General features: G+C 63.3%; 14 protein-coding genes and 1 tRNA gene. 2 read left to right on the top strand and 13 right to left on the bottom strand.

The features are described 5' to 3' along the window. Nucleotides 1-5: 5 nt before the first annotated feature. The 8 genes from ychF to GH663_RS00995 form a co-directional block, all read right to left on the bottom strand. A complete protein-coding gene (gene ychF, locus GH663_RS01030) occupies nucleotides 6-1097 on the bottom strand; it encodes a redox-regulated ATPase YchF (RefSeq protein WP_153129891.1) in 1092 nt (363 codons plus the stop codon). A gap of 23 nt (nucleotides 1098-1120) precedes the next feature. Continuing rightward, complete coding sequence (gene pth, locus GH663_RS01025; RefSeq protein ID WP_153129890.1) at nucleotides 1121-1699, bottom strand: aminoacyl-tRNA hydrolase; 579 nt, start codon at nucleotides 1697-1699, stop codon at nucleotides 1121-1123. 69 nt (nucleotides 1700-1768) lie between these two features. Next, nucleotides 1769-2362 carry a 50S ribosomal protein L25/general stress protein Ctc gene (locus GH663_RS01020; protein ID WP_153129889.1) on the bottom strand — a complete coding sequence of 198 codons (594 nt, stop codon included), beginning with the start codon at nucleotides 2360-2362 and terminating at the stop codon, nucleotides 1769-1771. Nucleotides 2363-2418: 56 nt separating this feature from the next. Next, on the bottom strand, nucleotides 2419-3369 hold the full coding sequence (locus tag GH663_RS01015; RefSeq protein WP_066887402.1) for a ribose-phosphate pyrophosphokinase: 951 nt from the start codon (nucleotides 3367-3369) through the stop codon (nucleotides 2419-2421). 81 nt (nucleotides 3370-3450) lie between these two features. Beyond that, nucleotides 3451-3527, bottom strand: a tRNA-Gln gene (locus GH663_RS01010). A gap of 77 nt (nucleotides 3528-3604) precedes the next feature. After that, nucleotides 3605-4450, bottom strand: a complete 846-nt coding sequence (gene ispE, locus GH663_RS01005) for a 4-(cytidine 5'-diphospho)-2-C-methyl-D-erythritol kinase (RefSeq protein ID WP_153129888.1) — start codon at nucleotides 4448-4450, stop codon at nucleotides 3605-3607. Next, nucleotides 4447-5022: a lipoprotein insertase outer membrane protein LolB gene (gene lolB / locus GH663_RS01000; RefSeq protein WP_170291306.1), complete on the bottom strand. Its 576-nt coding sequence runs from the start codon at nucleotides 5020-5022 to the stop codon at nucleotides 4447-4449. The genes ispE and lolB overlap by 4 nt, the downstream gene beginning before the upstream one ends. Continuing rightward, a complete protein-coding gene (locus tag GH663_RS00995) occupies nucleotides 5019-6743 on the bottom strand; it encodes a tetratricopeptide repeat protein (RefSeq protein ID WP_153129886.1) in 1725 nt (574 codons plus the stop codon). The genes lolB and GH663_RS00995 overlap by 4 nt, the downstream gene beginning before the upstream one ends. Nucleotides 6744-6844: 101 nt before the next feature. Between GH663_RS00995 and mutM the strand changes: the two genes are divergently transcribed. Beyond that, a complete protein-coding gene (gene mutM, locus GH663_RS00990; RefSeq protein ID WP_153129885.1) occupies nucleotides 6845-7678 on the top strand; it encodes a bifunctional DNA-formamidopyrimidine glycosylase/DNA-(apurinic or apyrimidinic site) lyase in 834 nt (277 codons plus the stop codon). Between the two features lie 66 nt (nucleotides 7679-7744). Continuing rightward, the gene (locus tag GH663_RS00985) at nucleotides 7745-9694 is read left to right on the top strand and encodes a dynamin family protein (RefSeq protein ID WP_153129884.1); all 1950 of its coding nucleotides are present in this window, start codon (nucleotides 7745-7747) and stop codon (nucleotides 9692-9694) included. 70 nt (nucleotides 9695-9764) lie between these two features. Here the strand turns inward: GH663_RS00985 and GH663_RS00980 are convergent, their stop codons facing one another. From GH663_RS00980 to GH663_RS00960, 5 genes are read right to left on the bottom strand one after another with little or no spacing between them, the layout of a single operon-like run. Then, the gene (locus GH663_RS00980) at nucleotides 9765-10022 is read right to left on the bottom strand and encodes a YfhL family 4Fe-4S dicluster ferredoxin (protein WP_153129883.1); all 258 of its coding nucleotides are present in this window, start codon (nucleotides 10020-10022) and stop codon (nucleotides 9765-9767) included. 25 nt (nucleotides 10023-10047) lie between these two features. Further along, a complete protein-coding gene (gene coaD / locus GH663_RS00975; RefSeq protein ID WP_153129882.1) occupies nucleotides 10048-10536 on the bottom strand; it encodes a pantetheine-phosphate adenylyltransferase in 489 nt (162 codons plus the stop codon). Further along, a complete protein-coding gene (gene rsmD, locus GH663_RS00970) occupies nucleotides 10533-11075 on the bottom strand; it encodes a 16S rRNA (guanine(966)-N(2))-methyltransferase RsmD (protein WP_153129881.1) in 543 nt (180 codons plus the stop codon). The genes coaD and rsmD overlap by 4 nt, the downstream gene beginning before the upstream one ends. Then, a complete protein-coding gene (locus GH663_RS00965; protein WP_153129880.1) occupies nucleotides 11072-12361 on the bottom strand; it encodes a M16 family metallopeptidase in 1290 nt (429 codons plus the stop codon). Before GH663_RS00965 ends, rsmD begins: the two co-directional genes overlap by 4 nt. Nucleotides 12362-12380: 19 nt before the next feature. Beyond that, the gene (locus tag GH663_RS00960; RefSeq protein WP_153129879.1) at nucleotides 12381-13739 is read right to left on the bottom strand and encodes a M16 family metallopeptidase; all 1359 of its coding nucleotides are present in this window, start codon (nucleotides 13737-13739) and stop codon (nucleotides 12381-12383) included. Between the last annotated feature and the right edge of the window lie 50 nt (nucleotides 13740-13789).

Raw genomic sequence — 13789 nt, 5'->3', positions numbered from 1 at the left:
GTCGGCTAGACGTTGAACAGGAAGTTGAGAACATCGCCGTCCTTGACGACGTATTCCTTGCCTTCGGCGCGCATCTTGCCCGCTTCCTTGGCGCCGGCTTCACCCTTGTAGGCAATGAAGTCGTCGAAGGCAATCGTCTGGGCGCGGATGAAGCCGCGTTCGAAGTCGGTGTGGATGACGCCGGCCGCCTGCGGCGCGGTGTCGCCCTGGTGAATGGTCCAGGCGCGCACTTCCTTGACGCCGGCGGTGAAGTAGGTGGCCAGGCCGAGCAGCTTGTAGCCGGCGTGGATCAGGCGGTCGAGGCCGGGTTCTTCGAGGCCGAGGTCGGCCAGGAACATCTGCTTTTCCTCGTCGTCGAGGTCGGCGATCTCGGCTTCGATGGCGGCGCAGACCGAGACGACTTCAGCCTTCTCGGTCGCGGCATGGGCGCGCACGGCGTCGAGCAGCGGGTTGTTTTCGAAACCATTTTCGGCAACGTTGGCGACGTACAGCACCGGCTTGCCGGTGATCAGACAGAAAGGCTTGATCAGCGCCAGTTCTTCCTTGGAAAGATCGAGGCTGCGCACCGCCTTGGCCTGGTCGAGTACGGCAAAGCACTTTTCGAGGACGGCGACCAGCGCCTTGGCGTCCTTGTCGCCGGAGTTGGCCGGGCGACGGTAACGGTTGAGCGCCTTTTCGACGGAGGCCATGTCGGCCAGCGCCAGTTCGGTATCGATGACTTCGATGTCGCGGATCGGGTCGACGCCGCCGGAAACGTGAATCACGTTGTCGTCGGCGAAGCAGCGCACGACGTGCACGATGGCATCGGTTTCGCGGATGTTGGCGAGGAACTGGTTGCCCAGCCCTTCGCCCTTCGAGGCGCCGGCGACCAGGCCGGCGATATCGACGAATTCGACGATGGCTGGCTGCATGCGTTGCGGCTTGACGATTTCAGCCAGCTGGGCCATCCGCTTGTCCGGCACTTCGACAATACCGACGTTCGGCTCGATGGTGCAGAACGGGTAGTTCTCCGCTGCGATGCCCGACTTGGTCAGGGCGTTGAAGAGGGTGGATTTGCCGACGTTGGGCAGGCCGACGATGCCGCATTTCAAAGACATGGATTTTCCTAAGGTTTTGCCAACTATACGGCTTTGCCGTGCAACTGTTGTTGGGCGCCGGCGAAGTCGCCGGCAGCAAGTTTCGGCCAGGCCAGCAGGCAGCGGGCGAGGGCGTGTTCGATATCCGGCAGTTCTTCCTTGCGCGGCTGATGCAGCACGAAATCGACGACCTGCTGGGATAGGCCGAGCGTGCGCGGGTGGCCGATGCCGAGGCGCAAGCGCCAGAAATCCGGCGTGCCGAGCTTGGCCTGGATGTCCTTCAGGCCATTGTGACCGCCGTTGCCGCCGCCCTGCTTGAGGCGGATGCCGCCTGGCGGCAGGTCGAGTTCGTCGTGAATGACGAGGATCTCCTCGGCCGGAATCTTGTAGAAATTGGCCAGCGCCGCGACCGCCTGCCCGGAACGGTTCATGAAGGTGGTCGGTTCGAGCAGCCAGGTTTCGCCGGCGCGCGCCGCCTTGCCGAAAAACTTGGCCTGCGGGGCGAGCGAGGTCTTCAGCTTGTCGGCCAGCTGGTCGACAAACCAGAAACCGACGTTATGCCGGGTGGCTTCGTATTCCGGGCCGGGGTTACCGAGGCCGACGATGAGGCGAGGTGGGTTCATGGCGATAAGTGCGAAAAGGCCGCCGGCGGCAAAATGCCAGCGGCGGCCAAGACAGCGGAGTGCCCGAAATTACTCGGCGGCAGCTTCGCCTTCGGCGGAACCACCCTTGCCGACGATGCCGACGACGACGTCGTCAGAGGCGTGGGCAACCAGCTTGACGCCAGCCGGCAGCTTGAGCTGGGACAGGTGAATGCTGTCGCCAACCTTGAGGGCGCTCAGGTCGACTTCGATGAAAGCCGGCAGATCCTTGGCCAGGCAGAGGACTTCGACTTCGGTCACGACGTGGTTGACCAGGCCGCCGCTCAGCTTGACGCCCGGGGCGACTTCTTCGTTGATGAAGTGGAGCGGCACCTTGATGTGCAGTTCGTGGGTCGCATCAACGCGCTGGAAGTCGATGTGCAGAACCAGCGGCTTGTAGGCGTGCGTCTGGTAGTCGCGCAGCAGCACGGCTTCCTTCTTGCCATCGACGACGAGGCTGATGATCGAAGAATGGAAGGCTTCCTTCTTCAGCTTCAGCAGCAGGTCGTTGTGGCCAACTTCGATAGCCTGGGCGGCGGCTTCACCACCATAAACGATGCCCGGGACGGTGCCGGCACGACGCAGGCGGCGGCTCGCACCCGTTCCCTGCAGCGTACGCGCTTGCGCGATCAGTTCAAAAGTCATTGTGATACTCCAATAGATTTCCCCAACCGCGACCAGTCAGGGAAGGTTAAAAAAACTTAGTCGATGAACAGCGACGAGACGGAGTCGTCGTTGCTGATCCGGCGAATGGTTTCGGCCATGATGTCGGCCACCGATAGCTGGCGGATGCGCGGGCAGGCAGCGGCATCGTCGCGCAGCGGGATGGTGTCGGTGACGACCAGGGCATCGAGGTCGGAGTCGTTGACGCGCTCGACGGCCGGGCCGGAGAGAACCGGGTGCGTGCAGTAAGCGACGACCTTCTTGGCGCCGTGCTGCTTCAGTGCGGTGGCGGCCTTGCACAGCGTGCCGGCGGTGTCGACCATGTCGTCCATGATGATGCAGGTACGGCCGTCAACTTCACCGATGATGTTCATCACTTCGGAGACATTGGCCTTCGGGCGGCGCTTGTCGATGATCGCCAGGTCGCATTCGAGGCGCTTGGCCAGCGAACGGGCGCGAACGACGCCGCCGTGGTCGGGTGAAACGACCAGCGGGTTTTCGTAATTCTGCTTCTTGATGTCTTCGAGCAGGATCGGCAGGGCGTAGATGTTGTCGACCGGGATGTCGAAGAAGCCCTGGATCTGTTCGGCGTGCAGGTCCATGGTCAGCACGCGGTCGACGCCGGAGGCGACGAGCATGTTGGCGACCAGCTTGGCAGCGATTGGCACACGTGAGGAACGCGAGCGGCGATCCTGGCGGGCATAGCCGAAGTAGGGGATGGCGGCGGTGATCCGGCCGGCCGAGGCGCGCTTCAGCGAATCGACGACGACCAGCAGTTCCATCAGGTTGTCGTTGCAGGGGGCGCAGGTCGATTGCAGCACGAAGATGTCACGGCCGCGCACGTGTTCCTGCAGTTCGACGGAGACTTCGCCGTCGGAGAAACGACCGACGTTGGCACGCCCGAGATCGACGTTGAGTTGTTTCGCGACTTCGACAGCCAGTTTCGGGTTGGCGTTGCCGGTGAAGACCATCAAGCTGTTGTAGGCCATTTCAACATCCCTCAGGGCAATTGCATACTTTTGCTTGCCGCAATAGAAATCGGGCAGGTTGAAACCTGCCCGAGGAAAGCTTGGCTGGGGAAGAAGGATTCGAACCTTCGAATGCCGGAATCAAAATCCGGTGCCTTGACCAACTTGGCGACTCCCCAGCGGATCGTCTGTTCGGCGTTGCGTTCAAACGAGGCGCGCATATTACCGGGCGATTTTCAGGATGTCTACTGTTTCGTTAAATTTTTGCCAGCGGATGTTCGGCAAGGCCTTCGGCCAGCCAGCCGTCGAACCCGGCCGGCAGGGCCCGGAAGACTGCTTCCGCCGCGCTGCGCCGGGCAAAGCCGGCAAAGACGCAGGCGCCCGAGCCGGTCATCATCGCCTCTGGTGCATGCTGCTTGAGCCAGGCCAGATGCGCGGCAACTTCCGGAAATTTGCTGCAGGCGACGGCTTCGAGATCGTTGTGGCCCTGGCCGGGGCGCCATTCGGCGGCTTCTATCGGTGGCGTGTCGCGGCGCAGCTCCGGGGCGCCGAAAATGGCCGCGGTCGGCACGTTGACCGCCGGATGCAGGACCAGATAGCTCGCTGCCGGCAGTTCGAGGTCGGTAAAGGCTTCGCCGACGCCTTCGGCAAAGGTGTTGCGGCCATGCACGAAGACCGGCACGTCGGCGCCGAGGCCGAGGCCAAGTTTTTCCAGGGCGGGGCGCGACAGTCCGGTTTGCCACAGGTGGTTGAGGGCGAGCAGCACGGTGGCGGCATCGGAACTGCCGCCACCGAGGCCGCCGCCCATCGGCAGGCGCTTGTCGAGACTGATCGTGGCGCCTTGCGTGCAGCCGGTGGCCTGTTGCAGCAGGCGGGCGGCGCGCACGGTCAGGTCGCTGTCGGGCGGCACGCCGGGGATCGGCGTGGCGAGGACGATCCGGTCGTCGGCGCGTGGTGCGAAGCGTAGTGTGTCGGCGCGGTCGATGAAACGGAAGACGGTTTGCAGCAGATGGTAGCCATCGGCCCGGCGGCCGACGACGTGCAGGAAGAGGTTGAGCTTGGCCGGTGCCGGCCAGTCGCTGTCCCAGGTCCAGGATTTCATGGGGCTTCTTTCCATTCTTCGATGCGCAGGCGCAGTTCGATTTCTTGATTGCGGTTCAGGGTCAAGCGGCTGGGTAGCGCGCTGGGGGCAAAGTCTTCGTAGTCGTAGTCGATCCGCCACTCGCCTTCTTGCAGGTGGCTTGGGCGACCCAGCGGGTCGATGCTGACAGCGGCGTTCGGGCCGGGGCGGCCGAGCAGCCAGGCCGGCAGGCGGGTGACCGGCAGGCGCTGGCCGGTGACTTCTTCCATCAGCGCATCGGCGTCCGGCGATTCAAGGCGCTTGCCGTCGGCGGTTTGCAGGCGGGAGAGGGCTGGGGTGGTTTCGATTTCGGCCAGCGCGATACCGAGCGGGTTGGCGATCAGGATGCGATTGGCGTCGTTTTTGTGCTCCCAGGACAGTCGACCGCCGGCACTTTGCGGCGCGCTGTCCGGTAGCGTGACGCGTAGCGCAAAACGGGCTTCGAGGGCGAAGTCGCCGACCTGGTCGCGTCCGGGCAGGGCGCCCGGTGGCAGGCTGGAACAGCCGGCGAGCAGGACGAAAGCGGCGAGGAGGGCGCGGCAGCGGACCCTCAAGGCAGCAGTTTCTTGATCGTGCCGGAGAGGACGTCGTTGTCCGGGTGCTGCTTGGCGGCCTCTTCCAGCAGGCGGCGAGCGCCGTCCTTGCGGTCGAGTCGCCACAGCACTTCGCCGAGGTGGGCGGCGATTTCCGGGTCGGCCTTGATGGCGTAGGCGGTTTCCAGCGTTTTCAGCGCTTCGCTCAGTTTGCCCTGGCGATACTGCACCCAGCCCATGCTGTCCATGATGAAAGGGTCTTCCGGCGCCAGGCGCAGGGCCTTGGCGATCAAGGTCTCGGCTTCGTCGAGGCGGATGTTGCGTTCGGCCAGCGAATAGCCGAGGGCGTTGAGGGCGTGGGCGTGATCGGGTTTCAGTTCGATCAGGTGCTTGAGATGGGTTTCGAGCAACTCCGGTTTGCCAACGCGTTCGGCGAGCAGGGCGGCTTCGTAGAGCAGTTCAGGGCTGTCCGGCTGGCGGGCGAGGGCGCTTTCGAGCAGGGCAAGCGCCTCGTCGTTGCGGCCGGCGTCGCGCAGCAGTTGGGCTTCGGCGAGCAGCAATTGGGTTTTTTCGGCACTGTTGCCGCTGCTGTCGTGCAGCAAGGCGCGTGCTTCCTCGATCCGGCCTTGTCGCTGGAGGATCTGGGCGGCCCGGGCGCGGGCCGGAATGTACTGGTCGCCACTGTTGACCTGGCGGTAATGGACAAGGGCGGCGTCCGGTTTCTTCTGCTCTTCGTCGAGCTGTCCGAGGAAGAAATGAATGGTGCTTTTATCCGGGAAGTCGGTTTGCAACAGTTTTTCCAGTTGCTGGCGACCGGTCGTCGCGTCGCCCTGCTGCAGGGCGAGCATGGCAACCGGGTAGATGACCTCCGGATTATCCGGGTTGTCCTTGATCAGACGGTCGAAATGGACGCGTGCCTCGTTGTAGTGCTTTTCGCTGATCAACAGTCGGGCCAGGGTCAGGCGGGCGTCGCGCGCATTTTCGTTGCGGCTGACGAAGCCGCTCAGGCTGTCGATGGCGGTGGTCGTCGATTGGCGGGCCTGCAACTGGGCGCGGGCCAGTGCGGCGACTTCCCAGTCCGGCCGCAGGATCAGCGCTTTCTCGGTTTCGGTCAAGGCGCGCAGGTTGTCGCCGGCATTGGCGGCAGCCTGGGCCATCGCGAAATGGGCCTCGGGAACGCCGTCGTAAGGACTGGCGACGCGGTCGACCAGCCGTTGCACGGCTTTCTTGTCGGTGTGGCGGGCCAGGATGCGATTCAGGTGGAGCAGGTTGCTGGGCAGATTGGCCGGGTCTTTTTCGAGCAGGGTCGCCAGTTGCGGCGCCAGTTCGTCGATGCGATTGGCCATGACGAGCAGCGAGGACTCGGTTTGGCGGGCTTTGGCCGAATCCGGTTCGACTTCCAGCCAGAGCTTGGTCAGCTCGAGCGCCTTGTCGTACTGGCGGGCGAAACCGGCGACCTCGACAGCGCGGGCGATGGCCTGAGGGTCGCGGGTGCGCAGAGCGAGATCGCTCCAGGCGTCGAGTCCGAGTTTGACGTCGCCCCGCTGTAGCGCAAAGTCGCCGAGCAGTGACTGAAAGACCGTGCGCGCCAGCAAGTCCTCCGAGGCGGCCCGCATCGCACCTTGGGCGAGCGAGCGCTTGGCGGCAGGCTTGGGCGGCGTTTCGCCGGCGGCCTGGCTGAATGGGCCGTGGCTGATACCCAGGGCCAGCATGAGGGCGGCGACGATGGACTTCGGTTGCATGGTGCGGCTTTCTGTCGAGGTGTACGCGGGATTTGGCTGTTGGAGCGCATAGAATCCAATTAGTTTGCGATGTTATTTGGGTTTTGACGGAGGAACAAGCGATGCCGGAGTTGCCGGAGGTGGAAGTTTGTCGGCGCGGGATAGCGCCGGAATTGCTGGGTCGGGTCATCAAGGCTGCGGTGATTCGGGTGCCCAAGCTGCGCCAGGTCATTCCGCCGGCCCTGGTCGAACTGCTGCCAGGTTGCCAAATCATCGCCGTTCGCCGGCGTGGTAAATATTTGTTACTGGACTGTTTGGGCGAGGACGTTCAGGGTTGCCTGATCATTCACCTCGGCATGTCGGGCAAGCTGCGCTTCGTGCCGCATAGCCTGCCGCCGGCCAAGCACGACCATTTCGACCTGGTGCTGGCCGAGCAGATCCTGCGCTTCAACGATCCCCGGCGCTTCGGCGTCGTGCTCTGGCAGCCGGGGCCGCCCGAAACCGCTGAAAATCATCCCTTGCTGGCGACGCAGGGCATCGAACCCCTGTCCGATCTCTTTACCGCCGACTGGCTGCATGCCGCCTGCGTCCGGCGCGGCGGGCCGATCAAGCCGATCCTGATGGACAGCCACCTGGTGGTCGGTATCGGCAATATCTACGCTTCGGAAAGCCTGTTCCGGGCAGGTATTTCACCGTTGCGGGCGGCCAACCGGATCAGCAAGGCGCGCTACGAACTGCTCGTGCCGGCCATTCGCGAGACCCTGTCGGCAGCGATTGCGGCCGGCGGCAGCAGTATTCGCGATTACGTGCACAGCGATGGCGGGAGCGGCTGGTTCCAGATCCAGGTCGGGGTGTACGACCGTGACGGGCAGCCTTGCCTGCGTTGTGGCGGGGTCGTCAAACAGGTCCGGCAGGCTGGGCGCAGTACCTATTACTGTCCTTCGTGCCAGCATTAAATTGCGGGGGCAAGCCCCTGTTTTTATGCTAAATTGAAGCTTCCGAACGTAATTACGGTGCATGACATGTCATTAGCCAATCAATTCGCGGCCTACACCAACTGGCGGGCTGGTCTTTCCAGCTATATCGGCGAGTTCCAGGACTGGTTGTCGCAGAACGAGCTCTCCGATGCGCAGACCGACCTGCGCCTGACGCAGTTGCTCGAGCGCCTGCGCGAGGACCGCCTGAACGTGGCCTTTGTCGCCGAGTTTTCGCGCGGTAAGTCGGAACTGATCAATGCCATCTTCTTTGCCGATTTCGGTAACCGGATGCTGCCTTCCTCGGCCGGGCGGACGACGATGTGTCCGACCGAACTGCTCTTCGACGGCAACAAACTGCCCTGCATCGAACTGCTGCCGATCCAGACGCGGGCCTCGAACTCCGGGGTCAGCGAATACAAGGGCTTTCCCGACGAATGGACCAGCGTCGGCCTCGATGTCGAGTCGCCAGATGCAATGCAGGATGCGCTGCGCCATGTCAGCGAAACGACGCGGGTGACCCCGGAAGAAGCGGCCCGCCTCGGTTTCGAAGTCGGTCAGGGCGAGGTCGAGTTGTACCGCGTCGGCGAGGACGGGCTGGTCGAAGTGCCGCGTTGGCGGCACGCGATGATCAATTTCCCGCACCCGCTGCTCAAGCAGGGGCTGGTCATTCTCGATACGCCGGGCCTCAACGCGATCGGCGCCGAACCTGAACTGACCCTCTCGCTGCTGCCCAATGCCCACGCCGTTCTGTTCATCCTGGCGGCCGATACCGGTGTCACACACTCCGATCTGGCAATCTGGAAGGAGCACATCTGTGGTGGCGGCATGGCCAAGCGCGGCCGCATGGTCGTGCTGAACAAGATCGACGGCCAGTGGGACGAACTGAAGAGCGAAGCGGAGATCGATGCCGAAATCCGGCGTCAGGTCGAAACCAGTGCCGAGATTCTCGATTTGCCGGCGGCTCAGGTCTTCCCGGTTTCGGCCCAGAAGGGGCTGGTCGCCAAGATCAACGACGATGCCGCCTTGCTCGAACGCAGCCGCCTGCCGCTGCTCGAAGCCGCACTGTCCGACGAACTGATTCCGGCCAAGCGCGATATCGTCTGCGACAGCACCGACAGCGAGTTCGGCGATGTCAGTCGGCGCGTCCGTGGCTTGCTCGACTCGCGGCTCGTAGGCTTGCGCGAGCAGCTGACCGAATTGACCGAGTTGCGCGGCAAGAACAAGGGCGTCGTCGAGTACATGATGGGCAAGGTTCGTGCCGAGAAGGACGAGTTCGAATCCGGCCTGCAGCGCTATTACGCGGTGCGCAGCGTTTTTTCGACGCTGACCAACAACCTGTTCGGCCACCTCGGTCTCGACGTCCTGCGCCAGATGACGCAAAAGACCCGCGATGCGATGCTCGAAGCCAGTTTCTCGAAGACGCTGTCCGATTCCATGGCGGCGTTTTTCAGCAATTCGCGCGAGGCGCTGACCAAGTCGAACCACGAGATCAACGAAATCCTGTCGATGATGGAGGCGGTGTACAAGCGTTTTGCCGTCGAGCATGGCCTGAAGCTCGGTTCGCCGACCGCCTTCTCGCTGCTCCGCTACGAAAAGGAGCTGGATCGCCTCGAAGCCTGGTGCGACAGCCATCTGAACACCATGGTCAGCCTGCTGACGCACGACAAGAAAAACATCACGCAGAAGTTCTTCGAGGAAGTGGCGGTGCAGGTCCGGCGCGCCTTCGAACATGCCAACCGCGATGCCGAAACCTGGCTGCGGGCGATCATGGCGCCGATGGAAACCCAGGTCCGCGAACATCAGATCCAGTTGAAGCGGCGACTGGAGAGCATCAAGCGTATCCATCAGGCGACCGACACGCTGGAGGACCGGATTGCCGAACTCGAAAGCGTCGAGAAGAACCTGCAGCAGCAGATTCAGTCGCTGGAGACAATCGTCGGCCGGGTCCGCGAAATGTTGCGGCCGCTGCCGGCCAGCGAACTGAAGGCGGCCTGAATCGTCAGTCCGGCGGTCGACAATAAAAAACCCGCGATTTTCGCGGGTTTTTTATTGGGGCCGGCCAGGCTCAGGGGCGCTTGTTGCCGGTCAGCTTTTCGTACTTGACCCACAGCACGTCTTCGCTTTCGACGTGGTTCGGGTCCTTGGGGATGCAATCCACCGGGCAGACCTGCACGCACTGCGGCTCATCGTAGTGACCGACGCACTCGGTGCACTTGTTCGGGTCGATTTGATAAATTTCCTCGCCCTGGGAAATTGCTTCATTCGGGCACTCGGGTTCGCAGACGTCGCAGTTGATGCACTCGTCGGTGATGATCAGAGACATGGCCGTTCTTCCTCTCTCGGTTAACTTAAGTTTTCGCCCGCAGGCGCTTTTCTACACAAGGTTGTACAAATTTGCTGACATCGCCGCCCAGACGTGCGATTTCGCGCACCATCGTGGCGGAGATGAACATGTGTTGCTCGCCCGGCGTCAGGAAGACTGTCTCCACTTCCGGGTACAGGCTGCGGTTCATGCCCGCCATCTGAAACTCATACTCAAAGTCTGAAACCGCGCGCAATCCCCGGACGATAACTTTGGCACCCTGCTCGTGCACAAAGTTCATCAGCAGGGTGTTGAAGCCGACGATTTCGACATTCGGGATGCCGCCGAGGATTTCCTTGGCCATGTCGACCCGATCGGCCAGCGCGAAGCGGGGCTGTTTCGACGGGCTTTCGGCAATCGCCAGGATCAGCTTGTCGAACAGGCTCGCCGCACGATGCACGAGGTCTTCGTGGCCGCGGGTGATCGGGTCGAAGGTGCCCGGGTAGATCGCTACGCGATGATTGAGTTTGGTCAAGCTGCTTCCCGCCGCATCAGTTGAAAGTGAACTTCGCCTGCCTTGCCGTGCCGCACCGTGCGCCAGTCGCCCAATGCGTCGATTTCATGCTCCGCCTCGACATAGATCGCTGCATCTTCATTCATTACGCCGGGCAAGAGTGGCTCCAGGCGCGGAATCCAGCCTTTTTTGTAAGGCGGATCGAGGAAGATCAGGTCAAATCTGCATTTTGACGAAGCCAAATATTGTAGCGCATCCCCGCGAATGATCTCCAGCGCCGCCGGTTTATGGAGCAATTCGCGGTTTTCATGCAGCGCAGCCAGCACGCGCGGAGCCTGTTCGACCATGACGACCTTGGCCGCGCCGCGCGACACCGCTTCGAAGCCGAGGGCGCCGCTGCCGGCGAAGAGGTCGAGGCAGCTCCAGCCGTCCAGTTCCTGGCCGAGCCAGTTGAACAGCGTTTCCCGAACGCGGTCCGGCGTCGGACGCAGGCCTTCGCTGTCCGGAAATTTGAGGACACGGCGGCGATACTCGCCGCCGATGATGCGTACCGAGTTCAATCTGCAGCGACCGTCACGGTAATCAGTTCGGTCGGGCGGACATGGCGGGCAAAGGCCTGCCGGATTTCGTCGGCGGTCACCGCCTGTACCTTGGCCTGGTATTGGTCGAGATAGTCGAGCGGCAGGCCGTAGAAACCGATGGCCGCCACGTTGTCGAGCAGTTTCTTGTTGCTGTCCAGGCGCAGCGGGAAGCTGCCGGTCAGGTTGGCCTTGGCGGCCGCCAATTCGTCCGGGCTCGGGCCGTCCTTGAGGAAGCCGTCAAGGACGTCGCGGGCCACCTTGATCGCGTCCTGGGCTTGCGAGCGCTTGGTCTGCAGGCCGATCTGGAAGGGGCCGCGCTGCTTGAGCGGGGCGAAGTAGCTGTACACGCTGTAGGCATAGCCGCGCTGGTCGCGGACTTCCTTCATCAGGCGGGAGACGAAGCCGCCGCCGCCCAGCGTGTAGTTGCCGACGAGCAGCGGGAAGTAGTCCGGATTGCCGCGCTCGATGGCCGGCAGGCCGATGTAGATGTGGGCCTGGCTGGCCGGGTGGGGTAATTTGGTCAGGCCGCCTTGCGCCGCCGCCGGGGCGGCCGGCAAGGTTGCGGCCCCTCCCTTGGGCAGGCCGGCTGCGAGCGATTCGGCGATCCGCTCGGCATCGCTGCGCGAAATGTCGCCGACCAGCGTGATGCTGGCGTTGGCGGCGGTGTAGTAGCGGGTGTGGAAGGCTGCCAGATCGTCGCGGTTGAGCGTGGCGACGCTTTCCGGGCTGGCCTGCTTGCCGTACGGGTGGTTGGGGTACATTGCCGCCCAAAAGGCCTTGCCGGCAATGCTGTCGGGGCGGGTCAGGGCTTCCTTGAGGCTGGCGATGGTGCGGGCCTTTTCGCGCTCGAAAATGGCGGCATCGAAACGCGGGCTTTGCAAAACGGCACGCAGGATGTCGAGCGCCGGGTCGCGTTTGTCCCTGGCCGACAGCGTGCGCAGCGCGACGCTGGCGCGGTCGGTGTCGGCGCCGCCGCCGAGGTTGGCGCCGATGTCGGCCATCTGTTCGGCGATCGCGGTTTCATCGAGCTTGCCGGCGCCGAGGTCGAGCCCGGCGCGGGTCAGTGCAGCGAGGCCCGACTTGCCGGCCGGGTCGAACATCGAGCCGGCGGCGAAGTCGACCTGGACGTCGAGCATCGGCAGGACGCGGCTTTCGACGAAATAGACGCGGGCGCCGGAGGGCGACACCCAGTGCTCGATCTTGACGCCGGCCAGGGCAACCTGGGTGACGAGCAGGGCGATTGCTGCGGTCAACAGTTTTTTCATGGTCATTTTCTGCGGGGCCTCAGTGGCGGATGGCGACGGCCGGGCGGCGGGGTTTGCCGTCCAGCGGCTGTGGCTCGAGGATGCCGACGGTCAACGTGTCGTCGGTGAAGTATTTTTTGGCAACGGCCTGGACTTCGGCGGCGCTCACCTTCTGCAGCTTTTCGAGTATCCGGTTGAGCTGCTGGTAGGGAATGCCGGCCGATTCGGTCTGGCCGATTTCCATCGCCTGGCCAAACATCGAATCCAGCTTGTACACCTGGCCGGCCAGCAGTTGCGCCTTGGCCCGCTTCAGTTCCTGTTCGCTGACGCCATCATTCTGCAGGCGGGCGATCTCGGCGCGCAGCGCGGCTTCGAGGTCGGCCACGCTATGCCCTTCCGAGGGCGTGCCGTGCAGGTAGATCATGCCCGGGCCACGGGCGGTGGCGTCATAGTCGACGCCAATCGACTGGGCGACCTTGTCTTCGCGGACCAGCTTCTTGTTGAAGCGTGCGGCATCATGGCCGTCGAGAATGGCGCTCAGCATGTCGAGGGCGTACGGCTCGCTGTCCTTGTCGGCATCGCGCAGGATCGGCGCCTTGTAGCCCATGATCAGCACCGGCAGTTCGGCCGGTGCCTTGACGCTGACCCGGCGGGCGCCTTCCTGGGCCGGTTCGATCTGCTGCTTGCGGACGGGCAGGGCGCGCCCTTCGAGCGGGCCGTAGTGTTTTTCGGCCAGTGCGAACACCGCCTTGTGATCGACGTCGCCGGTGATCACGACGTAGGCGTTGTTCGGCACGTACCAGGTGTCATACCAGGCCTTGGCGTCAGCCGCCGTCATCGTTTCCAGGTCGTTCATCCAGCCGATGATCGGCCGGCGATAGGGGTGGGCCTGGAAGGCGGTGGCGTTCATCTGCTCGAACAGCTTGGCCTGCGGGTTGTCGTCGGTGCGCATGCGGCGCTCTTCCATGACGACCTTGATCTCCTGCGCGAATTCCTTGGCATCGACGTTCAGATGGCGCATGCGGTCGGCTTCGAGCTGCATCATCTCGTCCAGCTTTTCCTTCGGTACCTGCTGGAAGTAGGCGGTGTAGTCGCGGCTGGTGAAGGCGTTGTCGCGACCGCCGGCGGCGGCGACGCGCTTGTTGAACTCGCCGGGACCGACGCTCGGCGTGCCCTTGAACATCATGTGCTCGAGAACGTGGGCGACGCCGGAGGCGCCATCGACCTCGTCCATGCTGCCGATGCGGTACCAGACCATCTGGACGGCGGTCGGTGCGCGCCGGTCTTCCTTGACGATTATCCGCAGGCCGTTCTTCAGCGTGGTTTCGTAAGGGTTGGCGAGTGCGGCGGTGAACAGCCAGGGGGCGAGCAAAACGGGAAGGACGTGTCGTATGCGCATGGGGAAACGGGTCTTTCTGCTAGAATTCGAGCCTGATTTTGCATCAATCC

Source organism: Dechloromonas hortensis (genome assembly GCF_009469765.1).
GTDB lineage: Bacteria > Pseudomonadota > Gammaproteobacteria > Burkholderiales > Rhodocyclaceae > Azonexus > Azonexus hortensis.
The sequence above is the reverse complement of the archived record's forward strand: the minus strand, read 5'-3'. Positions and strand labels throughout refer to the sequence as shown.

Excerpts from the sequence above, each read along its gene's own strand:
- ychF (WP_153129891.1), bottom strand. The coding sequence starts at position 1,097 with ATGTCTTTGAAATGCGGCATCGTCGGCCTGCCCAACGTCGGCAAATCC.
- ispE (WP_153129888.1), bottom strand. The coding sequence starts at position 4,450 with ATGAAATCCTGGACCTGGGACAGCGACTGGCCGGCACCGGCCAAGCTC.
- GH663_RS00985 (WP_153129884.1), top strand. The coding sequence starts at position 7,745 with ATGTCATTAGCCAATCAATTCGCGGCCTACACCAACTGGCGGGCTGGT.
- GH663_RS00965 (WP_153129880.1), bottom strand. The coding sequence starts at position 12,361 with ATGAAAAAACTGTTGACCGCAGCAATCGCCCTGCTCGTCACCCAGGTT.
- GH663_RS00960 (WP_153129879.1), bottom strand. The coding sequence starts at position 13,739 with ATGCGCATACGACACGTCCTTCCCGTTTTGCTCGCCCCCTGGCTGTTC.
- GH663_RS01015 (WP_066887402.1), bottom strand. The coding sequence starts at position 3,369 with ATGGCCTACAACAGCTTGATGGTCTTCACCGGCAACGCCAACCCGAAA.
- mutM (WP_153129885.1), top strand. The coding sequence starts at position 6,845 with ATGCCGGAGTTGCCGGAGGTGGAAGTTTGTCGGCGCGGGATAGCGCCG.
- GH663_RS00995 (WP_153129886.1), bottom strand. The coding sequence starts at position 6,743 with ATGCAACCGAAGTCCATCGTCGCCGCCCTCATGCTGGCCCTGGGTATC.
- pth (WP_153129890.1), bottom strand. The coding sequence starts at position 1,699 with ATGAACCCACCTCGCCTCATCGTCGGCCTCGGTAACCCCGGCCCGGAA.
- GH663_RS01020 (WP_153129889.1), bottom strand. The coding sequence starts at position 2,362 with ATGACTTTTGAACTGATCGCGCAAGCGCGTACGCTGCAGGGAACGGGT.
- GH663_RS00980 (WP_153129883.1), bottom strand. The coding sequence starts at position 10,022 with ATGTCTCTGATCATCACCGACGAGTGCATCAACTGCGACGTCTGCGAA.